The following is a 25203-nucleotide window of genomic DNA, read 5'->3' as shown; positions in this document are numbered from 1 at the left end:
CCGCAAGGGGCCGTAGTTCTTTGCGGCGTAGGCAGCCGGCGCGCGGGTGCGGCACACTCCCGGCCCATGAACGAAGCCTCCGCCTATCGCCGTCGCCGCTGGCGCGCCATCGCCCGCCGCCATCCCTCGGCTTTCGTGCTCGCGGCGCAGCTGCTGAGCCTGCTGCTGTTCCCGCTGCTGGACCACATGCTGGGCGGGCGCATCGTCTTCGGCGCCTTCGGCGCGCTGGTGCTGGTGCTGGCGGTGTGGACGGTCAACCGCACGCCGGCGATCAACTGGATCGCGTGGGCGATCGCGACCCCGGCGTTCGTGCTGTCGCTGCTCGCCGCGTTCACCGGCAGCGGTCCGCTGATCGTGTGGTCGTCGCTGCTGGAGGCGTTGCTGTACTTCTACGTGGCCGGCAGCCTGATCGCCTACATGATGAGCGACCACCGCGTCACCAGCGACGAACTGTTCGCCGCGGGCGCGACCTTCACCCTGCTGGCGTGGGGTTTCGCCTACGTATTCCTGGTGTGCCAGGCGTGGTATCCGGACAGCTTCACCGGCGCCGTCGATCCGGAACGGCCGCGCAGCTGGCTGGAACTGCTCTTCCTCAGCGTCACCAACCTGTCGGCCACCGGCCTGGGCGACGTGTTGCCGATCGGCGCGCCCGCGCGCGTGCTGGTGATGATCGAGCAGCTGTGCGGCGTGGCCTACATCGCCATCGTCGTGTCGCGCCTGATCGGCCTGTCGCTGCTGCGCGCCAGGCAGCACGAGCGCGCGTGAGATCGCGCTAGGATGGCGGCCTCCTCCGCCGGAACGTGTCCATGAAGTTGCCGCTCCCCTTCATCCAGTTGCCGCTGCTGTTCGATGCCGCGACGCTCGAAGCGGAGATCAACGCCATCGGGGAATCGCACTGGCGCCCGCACCCGCAGGGCTTTCCCGGCAACTCGATGCTGCCGCTGGTGGCCGTGGACGGCGACCCCGGCAACGAGTCGTTCGCCGGCGCGATGCGGCCGACCGAATACCTGCGGCGCAGCCCGTACCTGAGCCAGGTCTTCGCCAGCATCGGCGCGACGGTCGGCCGCAGCCGGCTGATGCGCCTGGCCGGGCAGGCGGAAGTGACCCGGCATGCCGACCAGGGCTATTACTGGGTCGAACGCGTGCGCGTGCACGTGCCGATCGTGACCCAGCCGACGGTGCGCTTCGAATGCGGCGGCGAAGTCATCAACATGGCCCCCGGCGAGTGCTGGATCTTCGACACCTGGCGCCAGCACAGCGTGCTCAACGACGCGACGCTGTCGCGCGTGCACCTGGTGATCGACACCGTGGGTGGCGCGGGCTTCTGGGACCTGGTCGGACGCGGCCGCCCGCACAACGCGCCCCGCGCCGGCTGGCCGACGCGGCAACTGGCGCCGGTGGCGGGGCAGTCCGCGGCGTTCCCGTGCGAAACGGTCAACGTGCCGGTGGTGATGAGCCCGTGGGAACTCAATTCCCACTTCGGCCTGCTGTTCGGCGACGTCGAACCGCACCCGAACGTGCAGCCGCTGCGCGCCGCGACGCAACGCTTCACCCGCGCCTGGCAGGGGCTGTGGTTCCGCTACGGCGAACGCGCGGAAGGGCACGAGGATTTCCGCCGCCTGCTGTCCGCCTACCTGGGCGAGATCCGTCCCCTGGCGGAAAAGCTGCGCCTCAACAACGAGCTGAGCTGGTACAAGGCGCTCAACACCATCATCGTCAAGATGGCGGTACCGGCCGGTCCGGTGGCGCAGGCCGCATCGGCGCGGGAGCTGGGCGACAACGCCTGACGCGGGTTCCGATCCACGCATGGCGTAACACGCAAACGAAAACGGCGGCCCATGGCCGCCGTTTTCGTCCAACCCGATCGCCGGATCAGAAGTTCGGCTTGTCCGAACTGTCTTCGTAGCGCTTGATCGCGTCGAGCAGGATCTGCTTGGCTTCCTTGGCATCGCCGAAGCCGTCGAGCTTGACCCACTTGCCCTTCTCCAGGTCCTTGTAGTGCTCGAAGAAGTGGCCGATGCGGTCCAGCCAGTGCTGCGAGACCTGGGCGATGTCGGTGACGTGGGCGTAGCCGCCGAACACCTTCGGCACCGGCACGGCGATCAGCTTCTCGTCGCTGCCGGCTTCGTCGGTCATCTTCAGCACGCCGACCGGGATGCAGCGGATCACCGAGCCCGGCACCAGCGGCAGCGGCAGGATCACCAGCACGTCGGCCGGGTCGCCATCGCCGCACAGGGTGTGCGGGACGTAGCCGTAGTTGCACGGGTAGCGCATCGGCGTGGACAGGATGCGGTCGACGAAGATCGCGCCCGAAGCCTTGTCGACCTCGTACTTGACCGGCTCGGCGTCCTTGGGGATTTCGATGATGACGTTGATTTCGTCCGGCGGGTTCTTGCCGGTGGGGACGAGGTCCAGGCCCATTGCGATGCTCCGACGTGCTGGGCCGCGGCCGAGGGCCGCGGTAGGGTAGGGGAGGGGGCGCATTCTAACCGGTGCGGTTGGAGCTGGGCCTCGGTGCATGGCGTGAATCGAGCCGGGATCGCCCTTCTCCCCGCGAAAGCGGGGAGAAGGTGCCCGCAGGGCGGATGAGGGGCGCTCTTGGCTTGCCCCAAAAAGCAACGGCGGCCGTGAGGCCGCCGTTTGTGTTGAATGCCGCGATCGGGCCGTCCCCTCACCCCTTGCCCTCTCCCCGCGTCGCGGGGAGAGGGGGAGCTGGTGCCATGCAGTAATCGCTTCGGTTAAAGCAGCGGCACGAGGAGCAGCGCGACGATATTGATGATCTTGATCAAAGGGTTCACCGCCGGGCCGGCCGTGTCCTTGTAGGGGTCGCCGACGGTGTCGCCGGTCACCGCGGCCTTGTGCGCCTCGGAGCCCTTGCCGCCGTGGTGGCCGTCCTCGATGTACTTCTTGGCGTTGTCCCACGCGCCGCCACCGGTGGTCATCGAGATCGCGACGAACAGGCCGGTGACGATCGTGCCGATCAGCACGCCACCCAGCGCCTTCGGACCCAGCAGCAGGCCGACGACGACCGGTACCGCGACCGGCAGCAGCGACGGCACGATCATTTCCTTGATCGCCGACTTGGTCAGCATGTCCACGGCCTTGTCGTACTGCGGCTTGCCGGTGCCCTGCATGATTCCCGGGATGTCGCGGAACTGGCGGCGCACTTCCTCCACCACCGCGCCGGCCGCACGGCCGACCGCTTCCATCGCCATCGCGCCGAACAGGTAGGGGATCAGGCCGCCGATCAGCAGGCCGATGATCACCATGTGGTCGCTCAGGTCGAAGCGCAGTGCTTCATAGGCGATGCCGGTAGCCGCGGCCTTCGCTTCGCCGACGGTGTTGAGGTTGTGCGTGTAGTCGGCGAACAGCACCAGCGCCGCCAGCGCCGCCGAACCGATCGCGTAACCCTTGGTCACCGCCTTGGTGGTGTTGCCAACGGCGTCGAGCGGATCGGTGATGTTGCGCACTTCCGGCGGCAGCTCCGCCATCTCGGCGATGCCGCCGGCGTTGTCGGTGATCGGGCCGTAGGCATCGAGCGCCACGATCATGCCCGCCATCGACAGCATCGCCGTCGCGGCGATGGCGATGCCGTACAGGCCGCCGAGCGCGTACGCACCCCAGATCGCGGCGCAGATCACCACCACCGGCAATGCGGTCGACTTCATCGACACACCCAGGCCCGCGATGATGTTGGTGCCGTGGCCGGTGGTCGAGGCCTGCGCGATGTGCTGCACCGGCTTGAACTGCGTGCCGGTGTAGTACTCGGTGATCCACACGATCGCGCCGGTCAGGACCAGGCCGATCAGCGCGCACCAGTACAGGTTCATCGCGCCGTAGCTCGAATCGGCCATCAGCTGCGTGGTGATCGGGTAGAACGCGATCGCGGCCAGCACCGCCGACACGATCACGCCCTTGTAGAGCGCACCCATGATCGAGCCACCCTGCTTCACCTTCACGAAGAAGGTGCCGATGATCGAGGCGATGATCGACACGCCGCCGAGCACCAACGGATAGAGCACTGAATTGTGGCCGGCTTCGGCGCTCATCAGGCCGCCGAGCAGCATCGTGGCGATCACCGTGACCGCGTAGGTCTCGAAGAGGTCGGCCGCCATGCCCGCGCAGTCGCCGACGTTGTCACCGACGTTGTCGGCGATCACTGCGGGATTGCGCGGATCGTCTTCCGGAATGCCTGCTTCGACCTTGCCGACGAGATCGGCGCCGACGTCCGCACCCTTGGTGAAGATGCCGCCGCCCAGTCGCGCGAAGATCGAGATCAGCGACGAACCGAACGCGAGGCCGACCAGCGCATGCAGCGCGTCTTCGCCGCCGACGCCGAGATGGTGCGTCAGCAGCGTGTAGTAGCCGGCCACGCCGAGCAGGCCGAGCCCGACCACCAGCATGCCGGTGATGGCACCGCCGCGGAACGCGACGTCCATCGCCTTGCTGATGCCGCTGCGCGCGGCTTCGGCGGTACGCACGTTGGCGCGCACCGACACGTTCATGCCGATGTAGCCGGCCGCACCCGACAGCACCGCGCCGATCAGGAAACCGATCGCCGTGTACCAGCTGAGTGCGAAACCGATCACCACGAACAACACCACGCCCGCGATCGCGATCGTCGTGTACTGGCGATTGAGGTAGGCGCGCGCGCCTTCCTGGATCGCGCCGGCGATCTGTTGCATGCGTTCGTTGCCGGCGGGTTGTGCGCTGATCCAGCGCGCGGAAATGATCCCGTACAGGATCGCGATGACGGCGCAGATGAGCGCCAGGGGCAAACCGTACTGCTCCAGCATGAACCCTCCCCCGAGTGGACACTTATGGAATTTCTGGGAAATACCGCAGGTTTTGACGTGGCTCCGGCGGCGGTGACGCTCACGCCGCAGGGGCAACGGCCCGACTATGGCACATTTCCCCCGCGCACCACGGCACGCGCGTGATGCCGATCACGCGACCCGGTGGAAGCCGCGTCACGGCCGTCAAAACGGGTTCAGCCCGGGCATGCCAGCCTGCCGCTGGTTTTTCACGAGGAGCCGCGAAATGCGCATCCTGCCCGTGCTGCTCATGGCCATCGCGCTTCCCGCTGCGGCCGCCGGTGCTCAGCCCGAGATCGTCCGCGCCCCCGGCACGCCGCAGGCCGTTGGTGCAGTGCACACCGTCCGCGCCATTCCCGAGGCGTGCGCGCGCCTGCAGGGCCGGTTCACCGGCGATGCCGGCCAGCCCTATCAGTTCGCCGCGGTGAGGATTTCGCCCACCTGCCAGCCACGCGCGCGGTTCGTGGATTTCGCCAAGGCGCAGCCGGCCGAAGCGAAGGGCTGGAAGTTCAACGACGAGATCCGCGTGCCGAACGCGGCGTGCCCGTCGCAACAGGCGGTCGTTCGCGTGTGGCGCAAGCCGGGAAACGCCGCGCCGCCCAAGCTCGATGCGCAGGGGCGTTCGCGGATCTACCTGCAGGATGCGAGCGAGCAGGCCAAGACGGGCGCTGCGGCGAGCGTGACGATGTATGCGGCGGAGCTGAAACTCGAAGGCCGCGCCTGCGGGCGTTGAATCCAAAAAAAGGGCCGCTTTCGCGGCCCTTTCGTGAAGCCTCGAGCGATTTACTCGGCGAGCTTCAGCTTGTCGGCCATGCCATCGAACGTGGCCTGGTCGGACGGCGACAGGTTCGGGCGGCCCGCCATGAAGCCCATGGTGATCGTGCCCTGCACGTAATAGGTCTCGCCGGCTTCGACTTCCATCGTCAGCACGTCTTTGGCTTCAGAATGCACGGTGTACTGGTGGGTGCCGGGCTCGACGTTGGCGACGAAATACTTGCCGCTGCGCAGCTTGCCCAGTTCGGTTTCGCCTTCGCGGACCTTGAAGCCGATGGCGGCGCCGGTGAACTTGGACGGGCGGAAGAAGACGATCAGCCCCTTGCCTTCCTGCGGCGCGCCGACCTTGCTGTTGGTGGCAGCGGGAGCGGCAGTGGCCGTCGTAGTCGCAACTGTTTCCGTGGCGGGTGCGGTGGCGGCGTCCTGCGCGGCGGCGACGCCGGAGAAGGCCAGCAGGACGAAGAGCGCGGAACGATGCAGCTTGGAACGCATGGATTACTCCTGGTGGATTGCAGTGGGTGCGGCGGGTGTTGCGGATGCGGTGGATGGAGTGGAGGCCGCGACGGGCAGCGGCAGGTCCTGCGCAAGCTTTGCGTTGACGATCGTCCCGGCGGGAATCTCGATCTCCTTGCCGTGGACGAAGTGGGCGAACGGACCCACGGCAAGCGCCACGCCGAGCGCGACATTCGATTTGTCCTGCCCCTGGCCACCGAATTTCAGGGCGCGCAGCGGAATTCGTGCGCCGTCGAACTCGAGGTAGCGTGCGGCGATCAGCAGTTCGCCGGGTTTGCCGCCGCCGCGCGACCTGTCGGCATGGACGACTTCGCCTTCGCCCACGGTGCCGGCCGGAATGACGACCACGCCCTCGTGGAGGAGCGGTGCATGCAGCCTGATCGCGAACTTGTCGCCGCGCTGTAGCGCCGAAGAGCTCAGCACCTGTGCAATTTCCAGTTCGACCAGGGAGCCTGCGGGGACGCGGCAGCATTCCACGACGGCAGCAGGCGTGGCTGCGTCCACCGCCGGTGCGGCGATTTGAGCTTGCGGCTGCGGATCACCTGCGGGTGCAGGCGAGGTGTTCGGAGCCTGTGCGACGACCGACTCCGGGCGGGCCATCACCAGGACGGCCAGCAGCATGACAAAAGGCTTCATTCGGCTTCCCCATGCCGTTGACGGGCGGCTTCCCCAAGCCGCTCCGCGACGCACGGTACCCGAGCGCAGGTGACGTTGCCAAGCGCGCCGCGTTCGGTGCCGGCGTCAACCTTTGAAAGGCGGGAGCCTCGGCGTCAGCAGTGCATTCCCGAGCGTGACGTACCTCGGCAACCCATCGCGCCCATACGGCGGCGGCGCCTCGCCGCGGATCAGTGGTTCCAGGTAGCGACGTGCCGCTTCGGTGATGCCGTAGCCATCCTTGCGGATGAAGCCCGCCGGCATCTTCTTCTCGTGGTTGGCGATCTTCGCCAGCGGCGCGGCTTCGATCTTCCAGCGATACGGCGTGTCGGACGTGCGCACGATCACCGGCATCACCGCGTTGGCGCCCTTGAGCGCCAGTTCGACCGCGGCCTTGCCGACCGCCTGTGCCTGCGCCAGGTCGGTCTTCGAGGCGAGATGCCGCGCCGAACGCTGCAGGTAGTCGGGCAGCGTCCAGTGCACCTTGTAACCGAGCGCGTCCTTGACCCGCCCGGCCAGGTGCGAGGCGACGCCGCCCAGTTGCGTGTGGCCGAACGAATCCTTGCCGCCACCGGCGTCGGCGACGAAGCGGCCATCCGCGGTCTGGATGCCTTCGCTGGCGACGACCACGCAGTAGCCCACGCGTTCCACTGTCGCCTTCACCCGGGCGAAGAAGTCGGCCTCGTCATAGGGGCGCTCGGGGAAGAGGATCAGGTGCGGGGCCTGGTCCGGGCCGGCCCCGGCCAGCCCGGCGGCGGCGGCGAGCCAGCCGGCGTGGCGGCCCATGGCCTCGTAGACGAACACCTTGGTCGAGGTGTCCGCCATCGCCGCCACGTCCAGCGCGCATTCGCGCACCGACACCGCGGTGTACTTGGCGGCGGAGCCGAAGCCGGGGCAGCAGTCGGTCACGGCCAGGTCGTTGTCCACGGTTTTGGGCACGCCCACGCAGGTCAGCGGATAGCCGAATTCGGCCGCCAGCTGCGACACCTTGAGCGCGGTGTCGGCCGAGTCGTTGCCGCCGTTGTAGAGGAACCAGCGCACGTCGTGCGCGCGGAACACCTCCAGCAGGCGCTCGTAGCGCGCGCGGTCCTGCTCCAGTGACTTCAGCTTGACCCGGCACGAGCCGAACGCCCCGCCGGGGGTGTGGGCGAGGGCGCGGATGGCGGCCGCCGGCTCCTTCGAGGTGTCGATCAGCTCTTCCCGCAGCACGCCCAGGATCCCGTTGCGGGCCGCCAGCACCTTCACCTGGCGCGCGCGTGCCGTCTGGATGACCGCCGAGGCGGTGGCGTTGATGACGGCGGTGACCCCGCCGGACTGTGCATACAGCAGGGTTCCAGAGGCCATCGGAATCAAAGCTCCAGGCAGGATGGGGTAAGCTGGCCGTCCGATTTTGCCGCCCGCCGGCCCGGCCGCTGGCAGTGTAGCGCCGCCCCCGCGGGCCCCCACGGTTTCCCCGTTTTGCAGGAGTGATGTAGATGCGATTGGTATTGCTCGGTGCCCCCGGTTCCGGCAAGGGCACCCAGGCCGCGAGGCTGAAGGAGCACCTGCAGGTGCCGCACATTTCCACCGGCGACCTGCTGCGCGCCGAAGTGGCCGCCGGCAGCAAGCTCGGCCTGGAAGCCAAGGAAGTGATGGCACGCGGCGAGCTGGTCAGCGACGCGATCCTGCTGGGCATGCTCGAGGACCGCTTCTCGCGGCCCGACACCAAGGGCGGCTTCATCCTCGACGGCTACCCGCGCAACCTCGCCCAGGCCGACGCGATGGGCCAGCTACTGACCCGCATCGGCCAGCCGATGGACTACGCGGTGCAGCTGGACGTGCCGACCGAGCTGCTGGTCGAGCGCATCGCCGGCCGCGCCAAGGCCGAAGGCCGCGAAGACGACAGCCCCGAGTCGGTGCGCAAGCGCCTGCAGGTCTACAACGACCAGACCGCGCCGGTGATCGACTACTACCGCCAGCAGGGCCAGCTCACCGTGGTCGACGGCGTGGGCTCGCTCGACGACGTGTTCGCCCGGATCATCGAGGCGATCGTGCCGGCGCACGAGGTCGGCTGATTTGATTTTTCCCTGCTCCCCGCGCAGCGAGGAGCAGGTGCCCGACGAGGCGGATTGTTTTTCCTTCTCTCCGCGCAGCGGGGAGAAGGTGCCCGAAGGGCGGATGAGGGGCGCTTCTGCCTTGCTCCCGAATTTCAAAGCAAAGGCAACAGCAGCGCGCGCCTTGCGGCGCTTCGCCCCCTCACCCCATGCCCTCTCCCCGCATCGCGGAGAGAGGGGAGTTGGTGCCGTGCGGGAGTCGCTTCGATGGCGATACCGCGATTGTCGCGAGGTTCGTGATCTTGAAACTCCATATTCTTGGCATCGCCGGCACCTTCATGGGCGGCGTCGCGGCATTGGCGCGCGAACTCGGCCACGCCGTCGAAGGCAGCGACCAGAACATCTATCCGCCGATGTCCACGCAGCTGGAACAGCTCGGCATCACGCTGCGCCAGGGCTACCAGCCGCAGAACATTTCCAGCGATTGCGACGAGATCGTGGTCGGCAACGCGCTCTCGCGCGGCAACCCGGCCGTGGAGCAGGTGCTGGACGACGGCCGCAGGTACAACTCCGGCGCGCAATGGCTCGCCGAGAACGTGCTGCCGGGCCGCGACACCCTCGCCGTCGCCGGTACCCACGGCAAGACCACCACGACCACGATCCTCACCTACCTGCTGGAAGCGGCCGGCCGCGCACCGGGCTTCCTGATCGGTGGCGTCGCCGAGGACTTCGGCGTGTCCGCGCGCTGCGGCCAGGGCCGCGAGTTCGTGGTCGAGGCCGACGAATACGACACCGCGTTCTTCGACAAGCGCAGCAAGTTCGTCCACTACCGGCCGCTGGTCGCGATCCTCAACAACCTCGAATACGACCACGCCGACATCTTCCCGGACGTGGCCGCGATCCAGCGCCAGTTCCACCACCTGGTGCGCACCGTGCCGCGCCGCGGCCGCCTCATCGTCAACGGCGAGGACGCGTACCTGGCCGAGGTGCTCGCGATGGGCTGCTGGACGCCGGTGGAAACCTTCGGCCTCGATGCCAGCCTGATCCCGGCGCCGGCCCTGCAGCCGCAGGCGCACGGCGATCGCAGCGACGAGGGCGCGGCCGCGCGCGCCGGCTTCCACTGGACCGCGCGCCTGATCGACGAGGACGGCAGCGCCTTCGTCGTCGTCCACAACGGCCAGGAGATCGGCGAGGTGCGCTGGCCGCTGCTTGGCCGCCACAACGTGATGAACGCCCTGGCCGCGCTCGCCGCGGCGAATGCCGTCGGCGTCGACATCACCACCGTGCTGCCGGCGCTGGCGGATTTCCGCAGCGTGAAGCGGCGCCTGGAAGTGATCGGCGAAGCCAGGGGCGTGACCATCTACGACGACTTCGCCCACCACCCGACCGCGATCGCGACCACGCTCGCGGGCCTGCGCGCGAAGGTCGGCGACGCGCGCATCGTGGTGGCGATGGAACCGCGCAGCAATTCGATGCGCCTGGGCGCGCACGCCGAGGCGCTGGCGCCGTCGCTGGATCTCGCCGACGCCGTGGTGTTCCTGCACCGGCCGGAACTGGCATGGGACGCCGGCAAGGTCGTTGCGGGCCTGCGCGGCGACGGCGTCGCGGTGCCGGACGTCGACCGGCTCATCGCCGTGCTCGGCGAGCGCGTGCAACCGGGCGACCACGTCGTGTTCATGTCCAACGGCGGTTTCGACGGCGCGCCGCGGCGCTTTCTCGCCGCATTGCAGAACGCCTGATCGCGGCGCGTGAAACGCGAGCGGGGCCCAGAGCCCCGTCGCGTAAACTGCCGCCATGGCCACCGAATCGCTCGCCCTGTTTCCGCTGCACACGGTGCTGTTGCCCGGTGCGGCGCTGGGGTTGCGGGTGTTCGAAGCGCGCTACCTCGACCTCGTCCGCGACTGCGGACGCAACGGCCGCCGCTTCGGCGTGTGCCTGATCATCAAGGGCGAGGAAGTGGGTGCGCCGGCTTCGGCGGCGGCGTTCGGCACCGAGGCCGTGATCGAGGATTTCGGCCAGGGCGACGACGGCCTGCTGACGCTGCAGGTGCGCGGCGCGCGCCGCTTCCATGTCGAACGCACGCGCGTACGCGACAACGGTCTGCAGGTGGCGGACGTGCGCTGGTGCCCGGACGATGCCAGCGAGCCGGTGCAACCCGAACACGGGCTGCTGCCGGTGCTGCTGGATTCGATCATCGAGAAGCTCGGCAGCGAGCACGCCAAGGCGGCGCGCGCGCTGCACGACGATGCCGCGTGGGTCGGCTGGCGCCTGGCAGAACTGTTGCCGCTGCACGATTCGCAACGGCAGGAACTGCTGCAGATGGACGAGGCGCGCGCGCGGCTGGATCGCTTGCTCGAACTGGTGTCGTAAGCGTCGTCGTGACGGCGGGCCAGGGCCCGCCCTACGTCATCCGAACGTCAATGCGTGCGCAGTCGCAGCACCATCGCGCCGCTCTGCGGGTGCGCGGCTTCGATCGGCTGGAACGGCTGCAATGCCTCGCGCACCTGCGCGTGCGCGAAGCCGTCGTCGGCGACCGGCAGCCACAGCGAGGTGGCGCGCAGCGGCTTCTGGTACTGCAGGGTCTGCGCAGTACCGACCCACAACGGCGTGCCGTCGCTCAACGTTGCCGGCGCCGGCCACAGGCGCAGGGCGATCTGTTCGTCGGCGCTGCGGCCGGGGCGCAACAGCAGCAGCGCCTCCGGGCGCGCGTCCAGCGTCGCCGGCAGCACGACCTGTTCGCGCGCCGGGCGGCCGTCGTCGAGCAAGCCCAGCGTCGCCACCCAATCCGCCTGCGGCTGCACGTGCCAGCCGCGCTCGAGCAACGCGTCGCGCACCGGTTGCAGCGGGCCGGCCACCTGCACGTCGAGCGACCAGCGCCGCCGCGCATCGCGTTCGTTGCGTTGCGCCGGCAGCGTGGTCCAGTCGCGCTGCCACCAGGCGTCGGTGGCGAGCATGGTCGTCGGCGCGGCGGCGGCGAATTTCGCCAGCAGCCGGTCGGCATGGCGCGGTGCATGCCACAACGCCGCCGCGGCGAACGCCGTGTAGAAGGCCCAGGCCAGCGGCCGCATCCAGAACGAACGCGCGACATGGCGCCGGTAGGCGAGGCCCAGCACCAGCAGCCACAGGATCCCGAACAGCGTGCCGCCGACCAGGTCGCTCGGCCAGTGCGCGCCCAGGTACAGCCGCGCGAACGCGATGACCGTGGTGACCACGCCTGCGAGCAGGTACGGCCACACGCGGTTGCGCCCGGGCAGTTCGCGCGCGATCAGCACGGCGAAGAAGCCGAACACGATCGTCGTCATCGTCACCGCGACCGAGGGGAAGCCGAAGCCCTCCGGCGCGGTGGGCGGACGCGGCATGTCGATCGCCGCTTCCAGCACGTTGGTGAACACCAGGCCGAACACGATCGCCGCGATCCAGTGCGCCGCGGCCATCCAGCGCTTGCGCCACAACAGGTAGGCCAGCGCCACCAGCGCCGCGGGACCGAGCACCTGCGCGTCGCCGAGGCTGGCCAGCCCCGCCATCAGGCGGTCGGCGAGCGGGTTGCGCAGGTTCCACATGAAGTCGTGGACGGTGTGGTCGAGCGCCAGCGGCCCGCCGCTGGCGAGCAGCGAGGCGAGCAGGGTGAACCACGCCCAGCTGATCGCGATCAGGCTGACCGCCAGCACCAGCAGCGACGGCGACTCGGGGCGGTTGGGATCCATCAGCGCCGCGGCATAGCGGCCCAGGTGCGGATGCTGGCGCGTCCACTTCAACCCGCGCGCCAGCAGGTTGTCCGCGTGCCCGGCGAACCAGCGCCACGTGTACAGCACGCACGCCCACACCAGCGCGATCGCCGCGACCAGCCCGCCCAGCACCAGCGCGAGCCGGTCCGCCACCGCGGCCACCGCGTCGTACGAGGCGCCGAGGATCCAGCCCGGCGCAAGGAACAACACCGACCACAGCAGGCAGGCCGCGGCGCTGGGCAGCACGTAGCGCCGCAGCGGCATGTGCAGCATGCCGGCGATCGCCGGCACGAACGGGCGCACCGCGCCGACGAAGCGTGCGACGAAGATGCTCTGCACGCCCTTGCGCCGGAACATGGTCTCGCCGCGATCGAGCCATTGCGGATAGCGCGAGAACGGCCAGCGCTGGCGCAACTGCGTGCCCCAGCGGCGTCCGATCCAGTAACTCAGGCCGTCGCCGCAGAACGCGCCGAGCGTGGCGCACACCACCGCATACGGCCCGTTGACGTGGCCGAGCCCGACCAGCGCGCCGACCGCGAACAGCAGCGGCAGCGCCGGCACGAAGAAACCCAGGATCACCAGCGCATCGCAGAACGCGATCAGGAACACGACCGCGCCGGCGGAATATGGATGCGCGCTGATCCACGCGCTGGCGCTTTCTACCCAGGTCGGTTCCATCGCCCGATTATGGCAGCCGACACCGCCGCTTCGTCACCCGGGCGGGGCAGGGCGATGCCGGCGCGCCGCGTGCGAGTGCGCATCGCGTGATTCCCTGCCACGCGATCCTTACACTGGCGCCATGCATTCCGCTTCACGTGAAGTCGCCGCCCTCAAGGCCGACAGTTTCGGCCGCATCGCCCTGATGCAGGACGACGCTGGCCTGTTCGTGCGCCGCGATCTCGGCCATGTCCCGGCGTGGTTGCGCCTGCCCGCCTGGTGGCTGGCGCGGCGCGAGGCGCGCGCGCTGCAATGCGTCGATGGCCTGGCGGCGATGCCGCAGCTGCTGCGCTGGGACGGCCGCCGCCTCGATCGCAGCTACCTCGACGGCGCTGCGATGTACCAGCGCCCGCCGCGCGGCGATGCCGCCTATTTCCGCAAAGCGCATCGCTTGCTGCAGCAGCTGCACCGTCGCGGCCTCGCCCACAACGACCTGGCGAAGGAAGCGAACTGGCTGGTGCTCGCCGACGGCACGCCAGCGATCATCGATTTCCAGCTCGCCACGCGCGGCCATCCGCGCTCGCGCTGGATGCGCCTGCTCGCGCGCGAGGACCTGCGCCACCTGCTCAAGCACAAGCGCACCTATTGCCCGCAGGCACTCACGCCGACCGAACGCCGCGTGCTCAAGCGCCACTCCTGGGTGCGCGAAGTCTGGTTCGCGACCGGCAAGCCGGCGTACCGCTTCATCACCCGCAAGCTCCTGAAATGGGAAGACAACGAAGGACAGGGACCCAAGCCATGACCACGCTCGCTGGAAAAACGCTCTTCATCACCGGCGCCTCGCGCGGCATCGGCCTGGCCATCGCCCTGCGCGCGGCGCGCGACGGCGCCAACGTCGCGATCGCGGCGAAGTCGACCGTGCCGAATCCGAAGCTGCCCGGCACCATCCACAGCGCCGCGGAGGCCGTGAATGAAGCCGGCGGCCGCGGCTTGGCGCTCAAGTGCGACATCCGCGAAGAGGACGACGTCGCAGCGGCGGTCGCCGCCACCGTCGACGCGTTCGGCGGCATCGACATCCTCGTCAACAACGCCAGCGCGATCTGGTTGCGCGGCACGCTGGACACGCCGATGAAGCGCTTCGACCTGATGCAGCAGGTCAACGCGCGTGGCAGCTTCCTGTGCGCGCAGGCCTGCCTGCCGCACCTGCTGCAGGCGCCCAACCCGCACATCCTCACTCTGTGCCCGCCGCCGTCGCTGGATCCGAAGTGGTGGGCCCCGCACACCGGCTACACCCTGGCGAAGATGGGCATGAGCTTCGTGACCATCGGCCTGGCCGGCGAATTCGGTCCGCGCGGCGTCGCGGTGAATGGGCTGTGGCCGCGCACCCTGATCGCCACCGATGCGCTGAACATGATCCCCGGCGTGAGCGCCGGCAACGGCCGCGCGCCCGCGATCATGGCCGATGCCGCGCACGTGATCCTGACGCGCAAGGCGGCCGGCTTCAGCGGGCGCTTCCTGATCGACGACGAAGTCCTCGCCGAAGCCGGCGTGACCGACCTGTCCGGCTACGCCATCGATCCCGCGCAACCACTGTTCCCCGACCTGTTCCTCGACTGACCCTGCTTCTGCGGTCATCCCGAGCGCAGCGAGGGACCTGCTGTCGTTCAAGCGTCGCCATGGCGATCGCTGCTACCGGAAATCCCCATGAAATACCTCCACACCATGATCCGCGTCCGCGACATCGACGCCTCGCTGCGCTTCTTCTGCGACGGCCTCGGCCTCGTCGAGAAGCGCCGCAACGACTATCCGCAGGGCCGCTACACGCTGGTCTTCCTCGCCGCGGCGGAGACGCCCGAGGCCGAGATCGAACTGACCTACAACTGGCCGCCGGAAGACGGTTCGCCCGGCGAGGACTACGGCTCGGCCCGCAACTTCGGCCACCTCGCCTTCCGCGTCGACGACATCTACGCCACCTGCGCGCGCCTGCAGGCGCTGGGCTACACGATCAGCCGCCCGCCGCGCGACGGACACATGGCCTTCGTGCGCTCGCCGGACCTGATCTCGGTCGAACTGCTGCAGCAGGGCCACCTGCCGCCGCAGGAGCCGTGGGCGTCGATGCCCAATACCGGCAGTTGGTGAACGGCGCCGCGGCGGGAAACGCGGCAAAATAACGGCTTTCCGCCGCCGCAGATCCTTGAGCACGTCCCCATGAGCACGTCCGCCGAACTGTTCGCGCTGTCCGAGCGCTACTACCTGCCCGTCTACCGTCCGCGCCGGATCGTGCTCGACCACGGCAAGGGTGCGCGGCTCTGGGATCGCGAAGGCCGCGAGTACGTCGACTTCGGCGCCGGCATCGCAGTGAACGCGCTCGGCCACGCGCACCCGGCCCTGCTCGCCGCGCTGACCGAACAGGCCGGCAAGCTGTGGCACACGAGCAACGTCTTCGTCAGCGAACCGCCGCTGCGGCTGGCGGAAGAACTGGTCGAGGCCTCGCGCTTCGGCCGGCGCGTGTTCTTCTGCAACTCCGGCGCCGAAGCGAACGAGGGCGCGATCAAGCTGGTGCGCAAGTGGGCGACCGCGCAGGGGCGCACGCCCGATCGCCGCGTGATCCTCAGCTTCCGCGGCAGCTTCCACGGCCGTACGCTGGCCGCGGTCACCGCGACCGCGCAGCCCAAGTACCACGAAGGCTACGAGCCGCTGCCGCCGGGCTTCCGCTATGGCGACTTCAACGACCTGGCCGGCGCCGAAGCGGCGATGGCGGCGGGCGACGTGTGTGCGGTGCTGGTCGAGCCGGTGCAAGGCGAGGGCGGGGTGACGCCGGCGACGCCGGAATTCCTGCACGGCCTGCGCGCGCTGTGCGATCGCCACGGCGCCCTGCTGGTGCTGGACGAGATCCAGTGCGGCATGGGCCGCAGCGGCCACCTGTTCGCCGCCCACGCCTACGACGTGGTGCCCGACATCGTCACGCTCGCCAAGGCGCTGGGCAGCGGTTTCCCGATCGGCGCGATGCTGGTGGGCGAGAAGGCCGCCGAGGCGATGCAGTTCGGCGCGCACGGCACGACCTTCGGCGGCAACCCGCTCGCAGCGGCCGTCGCCCGCGCGGCACTGCGCGAGCTGTCGTCGCCGGCGCTGCTGGCGAACGTGGCGAGGCAGGCGCAGGCGTTGCGCGACGGCCTGGCGGCGATCGACGCGGAGTTCGGCCTGTTCGCCGAGATCCGCGGCAGCGGGCTGATGCTCGGCGCGCAGCTGCGCGCGCCGCATGCCGGCAAGGCAGGCGAGATCCTCGATCGCTGCGTCGACCACGGCCTGCTGACCCTGCAGGCCGGCCCGGACGTGTTGCGCTTCGTGCCGGCGCTGAACATCGGCGATGCCGACGTGGCGGAAGGACTGGTCCGATTGCGTGCCGCTATCGCGGATTTCGTCAAGGCCTGAGGCCACAAAAAAGCCCGGGAAATCCCGGGCTTTTTTGTGTTGCTTGCCGCGCCAATCTCAGTCGCGCAGCAGCGCGAACGATTCGCGCGCGGCGGCCACGGTCAGCGCGATCTCGGCCGCGCCGTGCGCGCTCGACACGAAGCCCGCTTCGAATGCCGACGGCGCGAGGTACACGCCGCGCTCGAGCATGGCGTGGAAGAAGCGGTTGAAGCGGGCGGTGTCCGAGGCCTTCGCGTCCTCGAAGGTCTCCACCGGTCCCTCGCGGAAGTACAGGCCGAACATGCCCGGCGCGCGCGTGGTGGTGAACGCGACGCCGGCGTCGCGTGCGGCCGCTTCCAGGCCGTCGCACAGCGCATGCGTGCTGTGCGCGAGTGCGTCGTGAAAACCCGGTGCGCGGATCAGTTCCAACGTCGCCAGGCCCGCCGCCATCGCCACCGGATTGCCGCTGAGCGTGCCGGCCTGGTAGATCGGGCCGCTCGGTGCGACCTGGGCCATCAGGTCGCGACGGCCGCCGTACGCACCCACCGGCATGCCGCCGCCGATGATCTTGCCGAAGGTGGAGAGGTCCGGGGTGATCCCGTACAGCTGCTGCGCGCCGCCGAGTGCCACGCGGAAGCCGGTCATCACCTCGTCGAAGATCAGCAGCGCGCCGTGCTTGGTGCACAGCTCGCGCAGGTACTGCAGGTAGCCCGGGCGCGGCAGGATGCAGTTGGCGTTGCCGACGATCGGTTCGATGATCAGGCCGGCGATGTCGTTGCCGACGTCGTCGAACAGTTTCGTCGCCGCGTCGAAATCGTTGTACGGCAGGGTCAGGGTCAGGTCGGCGAGCGCGGACGGAACGCCGGGCGAATTGGGCAGGCCCAGCGTCATCACGCCGCTGCCGGCCTTCACCAGAAAGCTGTCGCCGTGGCCGTGGTAGCAGCCTTCGAACTTGAGGATGCGCGTGCGGCCGGTCGCGCCGCGCGCCACGCGGATCGCCGAGAGCGTGGCTTCGGTGCCGGAGTTGACCATGCGCACCATCTCGCAGCTCGGCACGATCTGGGTGATCGCTTCGGCCATGGTGACTTCCAGCGCATTGGGCACGCCGAAGCTGAGGCCGTCACGCATCGTGCGTTCGACTGCAGCCAGCACCTGCGGATGCGCATGGCCGGCGATCATCGGGCCCCACGAGCCCACGTAGTCGACGTAACGGTTGCCGTCGACGTCGAACAGGTACGCGCCCTCCGCGCGCTGCGCGAAGAACGGCTCGCCGCCCACCGACTTGAAGGCGCGCACCGGCGAATTGACGCCGCCGGGGATGAGTTCCCGGGCGCGGGTGAAAAGGGCGTGGGAGCGGTCGTTCTTCATCAGGAGCCTTCGAAACAGGAGAGGTAGGCGCGGGTCGCCGCAGCCGGGTCGGGCGCATCGAATACGCCGCTGATGACGGCGAGCAGGTCGGCGCCGGTTGCGACCAGTGGTCGCGCATTGTCCGGGGTGATGCCGCCGATCGCCACCCGCGGCACGCCCAGGATGGCGGTTTCCTGCAGCAGCTCCGGCCGCGCGCGGCGCGCGTTGGGCTTGGTGGGCGAGGTGAAGAACGCGCCGAAGGCCACATAGCTGGCGCCGGCATGCACTGCCAGGCGGGCGAGCCGGGCGTCGTCGTAGCAGGACGCGCCGACGATCGCGTCCGGGCCCAGTTCGTGCCGGGCCAGGGCGATTTCGCCGTCGTCTTCGCCCAAGTGCGCGCCGTCGGCCCCGATCGCCGCGGCCAGCGCCCAGTCGTCGTTGATGATCAGCGGGACCTGCAGGGCGCGGCACAGCGGCTGCAAGGCCAGCGCCTGCTCGGCGCGCAGGTCGTCGCTGGCGTCCTTGTTGCGGTATTGCAGCCAGGCCGCCCCGGCCCGCAACACGGTTTCGACGCGCGCGAGCAACCGGTGCGTGTCGGGCTCGTCGGGGGTGATGGCGTAGAGGCCGCGGCGCGGCCAGTGGGGGTTCATGCCTGCAGCATCCTCGGTCCGGGCGTGACAAAATGCGGGTCCCGCACTGCGATTTCCACCCGATATTTATCCATGACTGACGCCGCCACGACCACCGTTTATCGCACCTGGATGTGCGTCGTCTGCGGATTCATCTACGACGAATCCAAGGGGCTGCCGGAAGAGGGCATCGCCCCCGGGACGCGCTGGGAAGACGTGCCCGATACCTGGACCTGCCCGGATTGCGGTGTCACCAAGGACGACTTCGAGATGATGGAGGTCTGAGCGGCGCCGCTCCGTCTGCAGCGCGTCGTCCGGCAAGGAAAAGGGCCGCCTGAGCGGCCCTTTTCGCGTACGCAGTCTCAGGAGTGCGGGATCCCGCGGCCGAACTTCAGTTCGGCGCCCAGTGCCAGCTTGAGGCGGGCCGCTTCGCCGGCGTTGAGCTCCAGCACGTAGCGTGCCGGCGCGTCGCTGGGATAAGGCGGGCAGCCGTCGCCGAGCGCGCACGGCGGCACGTCCCGTTGCTGCGAAACCAGGCGGCGCTGGTTGTCGAAATAGAGGATGTCCAGCGGAATCCGCGTGTTCTTCATCCAGTAGGCCTGCGGCTCCTCGCGGTCGTGGATGAAGAGCATCCCGCGGTCATGGGCCAGTTCGTCGCGGAACATCAGGCCGCGCGCCCGTTCCGCATCGTCGTCCGCGACTTCCACGCCATAACGCTGGCCGGCCAATTCCACCCAGGCATTGCTGCCGGTCGCGCAACCGGCGCAGAGGGAAAGCAGCAGGGCGGCAATAACGCAACGCATCGGAACTCCCATGGATTAGGTGGCGACGACCATCTGGCAGCGCCGTTCGCGGTGTCAACCAAAAAATTCGTCATCGCCCCCTTCCAAATCGCGTCGCGGATGTGCACAATGCGCGCCCTGCTGACCGGGACGCCCTTTGAGGGCCGACCGGAAGGAAAGGGAAGCCAAAAAAGATTGCGACACGGTGTTGACGGAATCGAAATTGGCTGTAAGATAGTCGGCTCCCTCGGGCACTTTGGTGCGACGGGGAAGCGGTAAAGAGGGGCGCGGCGCTGAGGCCGGTTCCGAGGATCTTTGACAGTGTGCGCAGGTGACTTGTGCGGGCGTCTGGCCGGTGGAACTTGTCCATCGCAGACGTTCGACACAGAGTCCAAATGAATCAAGTAAAGCAAGCAATTGCTAGTAATTTGAGTTTGTTTGGGCCTGGATAGACGACTGCACTCGAAATATTTGGATCTTCGGATCCATGCAATTTTAAGTGAAGAGTTTGATCCTGGCTCAGAGTGAACGCTGGCGGCAGGCCTAACACATGCAAGTCGAGCGGCAGCGCGGGTGTAGCAATACACCTGGCGGCGAGCGGCGGACGGGTGAGGAATGCGTCGGAATCTGCCTTTTTGTGGGGGATAACGTAGGGAAACTTACGCTAATACCGCATACGACCTACGGGTGAAAGTGGGGGACCGCAAGGCCTCACGCAGAAAGATGAGCCGACGCCGGATTAGCTAGTTGGCGGGGTAAAGGCCCACCAAGGCGACGATCCGTAGCTGGTCTGAGAGGATGATCAGCCACACTGGAACTGAGACACGGTCCAGACTCCTACGGGAGGCAGCAGTGGGGAATATTGGACAATGGGCGCAAGCCTGATCCAGCCATGCCGCGTGTGTGAAGAAGGCCTTCGGGTTGTAAAGCACTTTTGTCCGGAAAGAAAAGCATTCGGTTAATAACCGGGTGTCATGACGGTACCGGAAGAATAAGCACCGGCTAACTTCGTGCCAGCAGCCGCGGTAATACGAAGGGTGCAAGCGTTACTCGGAATTACTGGGCGTAAAGCGTGCGTAGGTGGTTCGTTAAGTCTGATGTGAAAGCCCTGGGCTCAACCTGGGAATGGCATTGGATACTGGCGACCTAGAGTGCGGTAGAGGGGTGTGGAATTCCCGGTGTAGCAGTGAAATGCGTAGATATCGGGAGGAACATCTGTGGCGAAGGCGACACCCTGGACCAGCACTGACACTGAGGCACGAAAGCGTGGGGAGCAAACAGGATTAGATACCCTGGTAGTCCACGCCCTAAACGATGCGAACTGGAAGTTGGGGGCAACTTGGCCCTCAGTTTCGAAGCTAACGCGTTAAGTTCGCCGCCTGGGAAGTACGGTCGCAAGACTGAAACTCAAAGGAATTGACGGGGGCCCGCACAAGCGGTGGAGTATGTGGTTTAATTCGATGCAACGCGAAGAACCTTACCTGGCCTTGACATGCACGGAACTTTCCAGAGATGGATTGGTGCCTTCGGGAACCGTGACACAGGTGCTGCATGGCTGTCGTCAGCTCGTGTCGTGAGATGTTGGGTTAAGTCCCGCAACGAGCGCAACCCTTGTCCTTAGTTGCCAGCACGTAATGGTGGGAACTCTAAGGAGACCGCCGGTGACAAACCGGAGGAAGGTGGGGATGACGTCAAGTCATCATGGCCCTTACGGCCAGGGCTACACACGTACTACAATGGGAAGGACAGAGGGCTGCAAACCCGCGAGGGCAAGCCAATCCCAGAAACCTTCTCTCAGTCCGGATTGGAGTCTGCAACTCGACTCCATGAAGTCGGAATCGCTAGTAATCGCAGATCAGCATTGCTGCGGTGAATACGTTCCCGGGCCTTGTACACACCGCCCGTCACACCATGGGAGTTTGTTGCACCAGAAGCAGGTAGCTTAACCTTCGGGAGGGCGCTTGCCACGGTGTGGCCGATGACTGGGGTGAAGTCGTAACAAGGTAGCCGTATCGGAAGGTGCGGCTGGATCACCTCCTTTAGAGACTAAAGACAGGTAAAGCCTGTCAGACGTCCGCACAAGTGACCTGCATTCAGAGTTCCCGGTAAGTCAGGGCGAGCAATCGCCAGGCTTGACCGCGGGAGCGTCCCGTTTCGATGGGGCTTTAGCTCAGCTGGGAGAGCACCTGCTTTGCAAGCAGGGGGTCGTCGGTTCGATCCCGACAAGCTCCACCACGCCAGGCAAGACTTTTGGGTCTGTAGCTCAGGTGGTTAGAGCGCACCCCTGATAAGGGTGAGGCCGGTGGTTCGAGTCCTCCCAGACCCACCACCATCCCGATGGCAACTCTGAACTGCGCACACACATGAAGATTTGAAACGATTGCGGCGCTGAAGCCGGATTCGTGTTCTTTGAAAACTGGGAATTGTAGCGAGCGTTCTGAGATCAAAAGGTCTACAGACGTGTCGTGAGGCTAAGGCGGGAACCCGCGCGCAAGCGTGAGAGTTCCTAACATTTGAAATGTCGTTGATATTCGCGCCGGGGCTTTGTACCCCCTGGCACAACGATAATCCTGAGGCGACTTGGGGTTATATGGTCAAGCGAATAAGCGCACACGGTGGATGCCTTGGCGGTCAGAGGCGATGAAGGACGTGGCAGCCTGCGAAAAGTGCGGGGGAGCTGGCAACAAGCATTGATCCCGCAATGTCCGAATGGGGAAACCCACCTAGCAATAGGTATCCTGCAGTGAATACATAGCTGCTGGAAGCAAACCCGGAGAACTGAAATATCTAAGTACCCGGAGGAAAAGAAATCAACCGAGATTCCCCCAGTAGTGACGAGCGAACGGGGACCAGCCCTTAAGCTGGGTAAGGTTTAGCAAAACGAGTTGGAAAGCTCGGCCATAGACGGTGACAGCCCGGTATGCGAAAGACCTCATCCAGTGAAATCGAGTAAGGCGGGGCACGAGAAACCCTGTCTGAACATGGGGGGACCATCCTCCAAGGCTAAATACTCCTGACCGACCGATAGTGAACCAGTACCGTGAGGGAAAGGCGAAAAGAACCCTGGTGAAGGGAGTGAAATAGACCCTGAAACCGTGTGCGTACAAGCAGTAGGAGCCCTTCGGGGTGACTGCGTACCTTTTGTATAATGGGTCAGCGACTTACTGTTCGTGGCGAGCTTAACCGTATAGGGGAGGCGAAGGGAAACCGAGTCTGATAAGGGCGCATAGTCGCGGGCAGTAGACCCGAAACCGGGTGATCTAGTCATGCCCAGGGTGAAGGTACCGTAACAGGTACTGGAGGCCCGAACCCACTCCCGTTGCAAAGGTAGGGGATGAGGTGTGATTAGGAGTGAAAAGCTAATCGAACCCGGAGATAGCTGGTTCTCCTCGAAAGCTATTTAGGTAGCGCCTCGCGTGAATCTTCTTGGGGGTAGAGCACTGTTATGGCTAGGGGGTCATTGCGACTTACCAAACCATGGCAAACTCCGAATACCAAGACAGACTGCGCGGGAGACACACGGCGGGTGCTAACGTTCGTCGTGAAAAGGGAAACAACCCAGACCCACAGCTAAGGTCCCAAATTTCGTGCTAAGTGGAAAACGATGTGGAAAGGCACAGACAGCCAGGAGGTTGGCTTAGAAGCAGCCACCCTTTAAAGAAAGCGTAATAGCTCACTGGTCGAGTCGGTCTGCGCGGAAGATTTAACGGGGCTAAGCACGAAACCGAAGCTTGGGGTGCATCACTTTGTGATGCGCGGTAGAGGAGCGTTCCGTACGCCGTTGAAGGTGGCTTGAGAAGGCTGCTGGAGGTATCGGAAGTGCGAATGCTGACATGAGTAACGATAATGCGGGTGAAAAACCCGCACGCCGAAAGCCCAAGGTTTCCTTGCGCAACGTTAATCGACGCAGGGTTAGTCGGTCCCTAAGGCGAGGCAGAAATGCGTAGTCGATGGGAAGCTGGTTAATATTCCAGCACCTCGCGTAAGTGCGATGGAGGGACGGAGAAGGTTAGGCAGGCCGGGCGTTGGTTGTCCCGGTGAGAGAGTTGAGGCGGTCCCCTTAGGCAAATCCGGGGGGGCAACGTTGAGACTAAGGACCGGCCCATTAGGGCTAGGCTGCCGATATCACGCTTCCAGGAAAAGCTCCTAAGCTTCAGCTTACGCAGACCGTACCGTAAACCGACACAGGTGGGTAGGATGAGAATTCTCAGGCGCTTGAGAGAACTTAGGTGAAGGAACTAGGCAAAATAGTACCGTAACTTCGGGAGAAGGTACGCCAACCATGGTTAATAGCTGAGGTTGGCCGCAGAAACCAGGCCGCTGCGACTGTTTATCAAAAACACAGCACTCTGCAAACACGAAAGTGGACGTATAGGGTGTGACGCCTGCCCGGTGCCGGAAGGTTAATTGATGGGGTCAGCCGCAAGGCGAAGCTCTTGATCGAAGCCCCGGTAAACGGCGGCCGTAACTATAACGGTCCTAAGGTAGCGAAATTCCTTGTCGGGTAAGTTCCGACCTGCACGAATGGCGTAACGACAGCGGCGCTGTCTCCACCTAAGACTCAGTGAAATTGAAATCGCTGTGAAGATGCAGCGTTCCCGCGGCAAGACGGAAAGACCCCGTGAACCTTTACTATAGCTTTACACTGAACGTTGAGTTCGTCTGTGTAGGATAGGTGGGAGCCTATGAAACCGAGGCGCTAGCTTCGGCGGAGGCAACCTTGAAATACCACCCTGATGTGCTTGACGTTCTAACCTAGGTCCGTAATCCGGATCGGGGACCGTGTATGGTGGGTAGTTTGACTGGGGCGGTCTCCTCCCAAAGAGTAACGGAGGAGCTCGAAGGTACGCTCAGCGCGGTCGGACATCGCGCACTGTGTGCAAAGGCATAAGCGTGCTTGACTGCAAGATCGACGGATCAAGCAGGTAGGAAACTAGGACTTAGTGATCCGGTGGTTCTGTATGGAAGGGCCATCGCTCAACGGATAAAAGGTACTCCGGGGATAACAGGCTGATACCGCCCAAGAGTTCATATCGACGGCGGTGTTTGGCACCTCGATGTCGGCTCATCACATCCTGGGGCTGTAGTCGGTCCCAAGGGTATGGCTGTTCGCCATTTAAAGTGGTACGCGAGCTGGGTTCAGAACGTCGTGAGACAGTTCGGTCCCTATCTGTCGTGGGCGTTGGAGATTTGAGAGGGGCTGCTCCTAGTACGAGAGGACCGGAGTGGACGAACCTCTGGTGTTCCGGTTGTCATGCCAATGGCACGGCCGGGTAGCTATGTTCGGAAGCGATAACCGCTGAAAGCATCTAAGCGGGAAGCGCGCCTCAAGATGAGATCTCCCGGGACACAAGTCCCCTAAAGGAACCATCAAGACCAGGTGGTTGATAGGCAGGGTGTGTAAGCGCAGCAATGCGTTGAGCTAACCTGTACTAATGATCCGTGTGGCTTGACCATATAACCTCAAGTGGCCTTAGGCTTGCGACAACGTCGTGACCTTCCAGGACCAACTCGCTACAATTACCCACATTCTTCAGCCCGACGGGATCACTCCCGACGTGCGAAAGACGCAAGCTGGCGCTAAAGCGCCGCTTCACAAGCTTGCTCAGTGACAATAGCGTTGTGGCACCACCCGATCCCATCCCGAACTCGGAAGTGAAACGCAACCGCGCCGATGGTAGTGTGCATCCGCATGCAAGAGTAGGTCATCGCTGAGCATTTACCCCGAACCCCCGGCCCCAAAGGTCGGGGGTTCTTCTTTGTGCCTAAGAAAATGTGTGCGGCCGCGCGCGACGTAAGTCGCTACCAGCTGCGTTACCGAAGGTGAGTTACCCCCGGCTTCAGCAGGTGGGGATTGGTCAATT

General features: G+C 65.9%; 20 protein-coding genes, 2 tRNA genes and 3 rRNA genes. 16 read left to right on the top strand and 9 right to left on the bottom strand.

Annotated elements, in window-relative coordinates; translation table 11 throughout:
• Positions 1-66: 66 nt before the first annotated feature.
• Entirely contained in the window at positions 67-765 is a 699-nt protein-coding gene (locus tag H8B22_RS04785) for a two pore domain potassium channel family protein (RefSeq protein WP_187712967.1), read from the top strand.
• Positions 766-806: 41 nt separating this feature from the next.
• Positions 807-1787 carry an aspartyl/asparaginyl beta-hydroxylase domain-containing protein gene (locus H8B22_RS04780; RefSeq protein ID WP_187712966.1) on the top strand — a complete coding sequence of 327 codons (981 nt, stop codon included), beginning with the start codon at positions 807-809 and terminating at the stop codon, positions 1785-1787.
• 85 nt (positions 1788-1872) lie between these two features.
• Here the strand turns inward: H8B22_RS04780 and ppa are convergent, their stop codons facing one another.
• Positions 1873-2421, bottom strand: coding sequence for an inorganic diphosphatase (gene ppa, locus H8B22_RS04775; RefSeq protein ID WP_187712965.1), 549 nt, complete (start codon positions 2419-2421; stop codon positions 1873-1875).
• Positions 2422-2738: 317 nt separating this feature from the next.
• Positions 2739-4796 (bottom strand): sodium-translocating pyrophosphatase, encoded by a 2058-nt coding sequence (locus H8B22_RS04770; protein WP_187712964.1) that lies wholly within the window; start codon positions 4794-4796, stop codon positions 2739-2741.
• Between the two features lie 244 nt (positions 4797-5040).
• Here H8B22_RS04770 and H8B22_RS04765 point away from each other — a divergent pair, with 244 nt between their 5' ends.
• Positions 5041-5547, top strand: coding sequence for a hypothetical protein (locus tag H8B22_RS04765; protein ID WP_187713529.1), 507 nt, complete (start codon positions 5041-5043; stop codon positions 5545-5547).
• Positions 5548-5597: 50 nt separating this feature from the next.
• On the opposite strand, the gene H8B22_RS04760 is transcribed toward H8B22_RS04765, so the two are convergent.
• The 3 genes from H8B22_RS04760 to H8B22_RS04750 all read right to left on the bottom strand — a co-directional run bounded on the left by H8B22_RS04760 (position 5598) and on the right by H8B22_RS04750 (position 8099).
• The gene (locus H8B22_RS04760; RefSeq protein WP_187712963.1) at positions 5598-6080 is read right to left on the bottom strand and encodes a DUF2846 domain-containing protein; all 483 of its coding nucleotides are present in this window, start codon (positions 6078-6080) and stop codon (positions 5598-5600) included.
• 3 nt (positions 6081-6083) lie between these two features.
• Positions 6084-6737, bottom strand: coding sequence for a hypothetical protein (locus H8B22_RS04755; RefSeq protein ID WP_187712962.1), 654 nt, complete (start codon positions 6735-6737; stop codon positions 6084-6086).
• Between the two features lie 105 nt (positions 6738-6842).
• On the bottom strand, positions 6843-8099 hold the full coding sequence (locus H8B22_RS04750; protein ID WP_187712961.1) for a 6-phosphofructokinase: 1257 nt from the start codon (positions 8097-8099) through the stop codon (positions 6843-6845).
• A 131-nt stretch (positions 8100-8230) separates the two neighbouring features.
• Here H8B22_RS04750 and H8B22_RS04745 point away from each other — a divergent pair, with 131 nt between their 5' ends.
• The 3 genes from H8B22_RS04745 (at position 8231) to H8B22_RS04735 (ending at position 11158) form a co-directional block, all read left to right on the top strand.
• The gene (locus tag H8B22_RS04745; protein WP_187712960.1) at positions 8231-8809 is read left to right on the top strand and encodes an adenylate kinase; all 579 of its coding nucleotides are present in this window, start codon (positions 8231-8233) and stop codon (positions 8807-8809) included.
• A 188-nt stretch (positions 8810-8997) separates the two neighbouring features.
• Entirely contained in the window at positions 8998-10527 is a 1530-nt protein-coding gene (locus tag H8B22_RS04740; protein ID WP_187712959.1) for a Mur ligase family protein, read from the top strand.
• A gap of 55 nt (positions 10528-10582) precedes the next feature.
• The gene (locus H8B22_RS04735) at positions 10583-11158 is read left to right on the top strand and encodes an LON peptidase substrate-binding domain-containing protein (RefSeq protein WP_187712958.1); all 576 of its coding nucleotides are present in this window, start codon (positions 10583-10585) and stop codon (positions 11156-11158) included.
• A 47-nt stretch (positions 11159-11205) separates the two neighbouring features.
• Here the strand turns inward: H8B22_RS04735 and H8B22_RS04730 are convergent, their stop codons facing one another.
• Entirely contained in the window at positions 11206-13191 is a 1986-nt protein-coding gene (locus H8B22_RS04730; RefSeq protein WP_187712957.1) for a bifunctional DedA family/phosphatase PAP2 family protein, read from the bottom strand.
• 121 nt (positions 13192-13312) lie between these two features.
• On the opposite strand from H8B22_RS04730, the gene H8B22_RS04725 reads away from it, so the two are divergent.
• The 4 genes from H8B22_RS04725 to H8B22_RS04710 all read left to right on the top strand — a co-directional run bounded on the left by H8B22_RS04725 (position 13313) and on the right by H8B22_RS04710 (position 16602).
• Positions 13313-13972 carry a protein kinase family protein gene (locus tag H8B22_RS04725; protein ID WP_187712956.1) on the top strand — a complete coding sequence of 220 codons (660 nt, stop codon included), beginning with the start codon at positions 13313-13315 and terminating at the stop codon, positions 13970-13972.
• On the top strand, positions 13969-14787 hold the full coding sequence (locus H8B22_RS04720) for an SDR family oxidoreductase (protein WP_187712955.1): 819 nt from the start codon (positions 13969-13971) through the stop codon (positions 14785-14787). Before H8B22_RS04725 ends, H8B22_RS04720 begins: the two co-directional genes overlap by 4 nt.
• 87 nt (positions 14788-14874) lie before the next feature.
• Positions 14875-15309, top strand: a complete 435-nt coding sequence (locus H8B22_RS04715) for a VOC family protein (protein WP_187712954.1) — start codon at positions 14875-14877, stop codon at positions 15307-15309.
• Positions 15310-15378: 69 nt separating this feature from the next.
• Entirely contained in the window at positions 15379-16602 is a 1224-nt protein-coding gene (locus tag H8B22_RS04710; RefSeq protein ID WP_187712953.1) for an acetylornithine/succinylornithine family transaminase, read from the top strand.
• A 57-nt stretch (positions 16603-16659) separates the two neighbouring features.
• Here the strand turns inward: H8B22_RS04710 and hemL are convergent, their stop codons facing one another.
• Complete coding sequence (hemL, locus tag H8B22_RS04705; protein WP_187712952.1) at positions 16660-17949, bottom strand: glutamate-1-semialdehyde 2,1-aminomutase; 1290 nt, start codon at positions 17947-17949, stop codon at positions 16660-16662.
• Positions 17949-18578, bottom strand: coding sequence for a thiamine phosphate synthase (gene thiE, locus H8B22_RS04700; RefSeq protein WP_187712951.1), 630 nt, complete (start codon positions 18576-18578; stop codon positions 17949-17951). The genes hemL and thiE overlap by 1 nt, the downstream gene beginning before the upstream one ends.
• Positions 18579-18650: 72 nt before the next feature.
• Here thiE and H8B22_RS04695 point away from each other — a divergent pair, with 72 nt between their 5' ends.
• Positions 18651-18842: a rubredoxin gene (locus H8B22_RS04695; RefSeq protein WP_187712950.1), complete on the top strand. Its 192-nt coding sequence runs from the start codon at positions 18651-18653 to the stop codon at positions 18840-18842.
• Positions 18843-18919: 77 nt separating this feature from the next.
• On the opposite strand, the gene H8B22_RS04690 is transcribed toward H8B22_RS04695, so the two are convergent.
• Positions 18920-19360: a DUF192 domain-containing protein gene (locus tag H8B22_RS04690; protein ID WP_187712949.1), complete on the bottom strand. Its 441-nt coding sequence runs from the start codon at positions 19358-19360 to the stop codon at positions 18920-18922.
• A gap of 475 nt (positions 19361-19835) precedes the next feature.
• Here H8B22_RS04690 and H8B22_RS04685 point away from each other — a divergent pair.
• From H8B22_RS04685 to rrf, 5 genes are all read left to right on the top strand, one after another.
• A 16S ribosomal RNA gene (locus tag H8B22_RS04685) occupies positions 19836-21380 on the top strand.
• Between the two features lie 118 nt (positions 21381-21498).
• Positions 21499-21574 (top strand) — tRNA-Ala (locus H8B22_RS04680).
• Between the two features lie 17 nt (positions 21575-21591).
• Positions 21592-21668: transfer RNA gene (locus tag H8B22_RS04675), tRNA-Ile, on the top strand.
• A 263-nt stretch (positions 21669-21931) separates the two neighbouring features.
• Positions 21932-24796 (top strand): 23S ribosomal RNA (locus H8B22_RS04670).
• 147 nt (positions 24797-24943) lie between these two features.
• Positions 24944-25056, top strand: a 5S ribosomal RNA gene (rrf, locus tag H8B22_RS04665).
• Together the 16S, 23S and 5S rRNA genes with 2 tRNA genes alongside form the textbook arrangement of a ribosomal RNA operon.
• Positions 25057-25203: the final 147 nt, after the last annotated feature.

The organism is Lysobacter terrestris (genome assembly GCF_014489475.1).
Classification (GTDB): domain Bacteria; phylum Pseudomonadota; class Gammaproteobacteria; order Xanthomonadales; family Xanthomonadaceae; genus Agrilutibacter; species Agrilutibacter terrestris.
Note: the sequence above shows the minus strand (reverse complement) of the source record. Positions and strands in the feature narration are given on the sequence as shown.